Annotated in this window: 2 protein-coding genes and 1 pseudogene; all 3 read right to left on the reverse strand. The window is 41.0% G+C overall.

Features of this window, described 5'->3' with window-relative positions; all coding sequences use genetic code 11:
- Nucleotides 1-345: 345 nt before the first annotated feature.
- Nucleotides 346-1,556 (reverse strand): annotated as a pseudogene (locus tag ABEW34_RS31570) (IS110 family transposase).
- A gap of 562 nt (nt 1,557-2,118) precedes the next feature.
- The gene (locus ABEW34_RS31575) at nt 2,119-2,631 is read right to left on the reverse strand and encodes a hypothetical protein (RefSeq protein WP_430165736.1); all 513 of its coding nucleotides are present in this window, start codon (nt 2,629-2,631) and stop codon (nt 2,119-2,121) included.
- 7 nt (nt 2,632-2,638) lie between these two features.
- Nucleotides 2,639-3,487 (reverse strand): polymorphic toxin-type HINT domain-containing protein (locus ABEW34_RS31580; RefSeq protein WP_430165739.1); only part of this gene is annotated, 849 nt, incomplete at its 5' end.

The following is a 3,487-nucleotide window of genomic DNA, read 5'->3' on the forward strand; positions in this document are numbered from 1 at the left end:
GGACCGCCATTTTCGCTGATTCCAGTACACGCCCGTAAAGTCCACTACAATGCGGTCAATCGAAATCTTCACGCCTTCCATGTTCAGCCCCCATCGGAAATTTTCCAACGAATTTCCGTTTATAATCAGAGTGCAAGGTGGCTAGCCTAAACGATCCTTACCTGTATATGTTGACTGGCACGTTACCAGATTGTTCTTAACAGTAATCATCGTTGCTATACCAGCTACTAGCTTGTCAAGATTACCAGTAAAATGAACTTATATCATGTGGTAAAGTTAAAATAAGCATACCAAATAACCCTCCAATTCTATTTCTTATTGGAAGGTTATACCAAGTGGTTCTCTTTATGTTGGACGGAATGCTTTTTTGTTGTTCAAGATAGCATAGAGCCAATGAACGAGCCTTTTTGCACATGCGACTAGAGCGACTTTATGCGGCTTTCCATCGCCTCTTTTACGATCGTAGTACGCTTTAATTCGCATGTTACGAGAGCGAATAAGTCCACACTGAACAGCCATCATCAGCGCGTAACGCAGCTGCCTGGAACCACGTTTCGTGATTCAGTTTCGAGTTGCTGTAAACTTACCGGAAGTAAAGACTCTCGGGTCAATATGCCTGCAAAGGCGACTAGCTTTTTAGGATGATCAAATCGGTCGACTTCTCCGATCTCAGATAAAATTGTTGCCGCAATTTTATGTCCGATACCGGGAATCGACTGAATTAATTCATACTCTTCAATTTCTTCAGCCAGAGCATCTATGTTCTGTTCCAATTCAATAAGATGCTCTTGGTACTGAAGAATGAGGGTAATTAGGACTTTCAAATTGATTAAGTGGCTTGCGTACATGGTTTGCTGAAATGGGTTTTGTTTTGCCGCATCTAGCAGCCTTTGAACGCTTTGGTTAATCCAGTCCTCTGAACGTCCTCGTTTCGAAGAAAGCAGTTCTTTCATTCTAGCCTTAAGTGTATCCTCGTATGTCTGCAAAACCGAATATGAGGTTGGGAAATCACTTAAAAAACGTAGCGAAATACCTGAATACATAGCTCCAAAGACACCTTTGTAAGCAGGGAAAACCTGATCTAGAACAGCTTGGAATTGCAGTTTAGTCTGTACATACATCTTTGAAAAAGACTCATATTGCCTTGTTAGATAGCGTAGATTGAGTAGCTGTATCCCCCTTTTCTTAAAGGGTTCAAACTCTTCCTTGTAGTACAACTCTCCCAAAAGATAAGCGTCAGCAGCATCCGTTTTTACTTTGCGAAGTTGAGACTTCCTAAGCCGATTTGAGATGAGCGGATTAATGACAATATAAATATAGTGATATTCCTCTAGAAACTGAACAACAGGGCTTTGATAATGTCCGGTTGCTTCTAGAATAAGCAGAGGACGTTGTTTGGATACAGATTCAACGTCCTTTAAAACTTGAAGGAGATTGGCTAAACCATCACGAGTGTACTCGAAATGGAGCATCTCTCGGTATGGTTTTCCCCGTTCTAAAAAGGCTTGTCCATGGCTCTCTTCTTTATAAATATCTAGACCGATAACTGGATTCATTCAATCGCCCCTATTTGTGTAAATTCACCGGTAGCCCCTACGAATTCTTCTTGTCACTCCATAGCATCGCTTGTTATACGGGATCTTGTGTCCCAACCAGCCTCAATCATGGTCATGACAAGTAGGGGTGAACACTATAGCGCTAGGGATCAAGTCCCACGGGCAGTTACGTTCGACCAGGCTACTTTTATCCTCTATGCATATGAAAAAAGGATCAACCAAAAAGAACTGGTTGATCACATAATACGATGGTCAGTTAAGTTACGGACAAAATAACCTTTGTTGACCGCCCTCACTATAGTTATCGTACTGTCCATCTTAGAAGTTGCGATTCAAAACCGCAAGAAAGAGAAGATATAAAAAACAGGTCAATCATGGTGGTATTTGACCATAATCGACCTGCTTCATGTAACGCAATAGCGTTATTTAGGGTATAAAATTCAAGCGTTGACGTGCTTACAACCGAATTGACGAAATCTTTATACGGGTATTACAAAGGTTAACTGTGTTATTGGTTGAATGATGAGTTCATTCGGCACTAGGTAGCCCCTCCAATATAATGTTAAGATTTTTTTAACCTTATCACCACAATATTCCCCGAGTTACCAAAACAAGATGCATGATACAACCCATCATAAATGTTATCTACTCGGTAATCACCTACAAAAATATTATCAGCCGACTCTTCACCATAAGCATAACGGACAAGTATTATTGTAAGTTGTTCAATGATCTTTCTTTCTATAAGTTCCTTAATATTTTGACCAAACTGTTTGATTGGTTGAGGTATCTCATCAAATTCAAACCATTCATCAAATTCACCTATAAATTCTTGATTTACAAGTTCGACAGTATGTCTGTTTAGAAATTCATTCAGATGGGATATCTTTCTTTCGGAAATCTCTCTTTCTTGAAGCACCATAAAATCATTACTTTTTTCAAACAATGGTAGTAGGAGTGATAAAACATCTCCACACTCATTCGCTTCGAACGTCAGAAATTGAGTACAATCGAAAAGAACATCAGCCATAACTTCACCTCTAAAGGAGGGATGGCTTAAAGACCGCCATCCCAAAATAATATTATCTCCTATACTTCCCGTTATTCAAGTAATCGTAAAGCTGACTAACATCGTTCTTACCTGGTATAGTCACGCCGCCACCCTGAGTTTTAGAACCCTGCCCACCAAAAGTTTCACCATTTTTGTTTACATTCCTTGTTGGTTGATGTACGTGAGGTGATAAACCTGCATGAGAATCTGAACCAAATCTCTTGAACTGCCCGTCGGGATTAGAACCCCGTGAATTGTTATTAAAGCCTTTTGAATTAGTGTGTAAAGTTGTTTCTTTATCAGCCGCAACATTTTTATTTACATACCCATCAAAAGTTCGTTCACCAGGTTGCGGCTTATACCCTCTAGTTTCGAGACCTTTTCCCATCCCCTTAACCGCACAATTATGAACCCAAATCCCCAGATTCGACACAAAATAAGAATGATAGTCCTCAACCTCAAAGTTATAAACCGTTGCTTCGCGCGACTCTTTCTCGATCTTGTCTATTGCCAGTTTAGTGCCGTCACTCGAAACAAGCAAATCGCCAACTTTCAGGTCTTTAACAAACGTCCATCCCTTGCCATCAAGCCAGAATGGATGCTCGCCTGTGGCCTCGATGACCTCATCCCCGATGTGGACGTAATAGATTTCGTCAGCCTGTTTCTGGAACAGTCCTACGACTTCTTTATACGCCACTTCTCCGGTCTCGTCATCCTTTGAGAGAACCTTATCCCCTACCTCAATTTCCTCGATAGGTTTCTCCCCTTCATCTGTGAGAACCTTCGTTCCTGCTGTAAAGCAGTTACATTCGTAGACGAGTTTCTTCGTCGTTTTAACGGTTCCCTCGCCAAAAATATTCTTCAGCTTCGAACCTGCCCA

This window comes from Paenibacillus algorifonticola (assembly GCF_050481745.1).
In the GTDB taxonomy this organism is placed as follows: domain Bacteria; phylum Bacillota; class Bacilli; order Paenibacillales; family Paenibacillaceae; genus Pristimantibacillus; species Pristimantibacillus algorifonticola_A.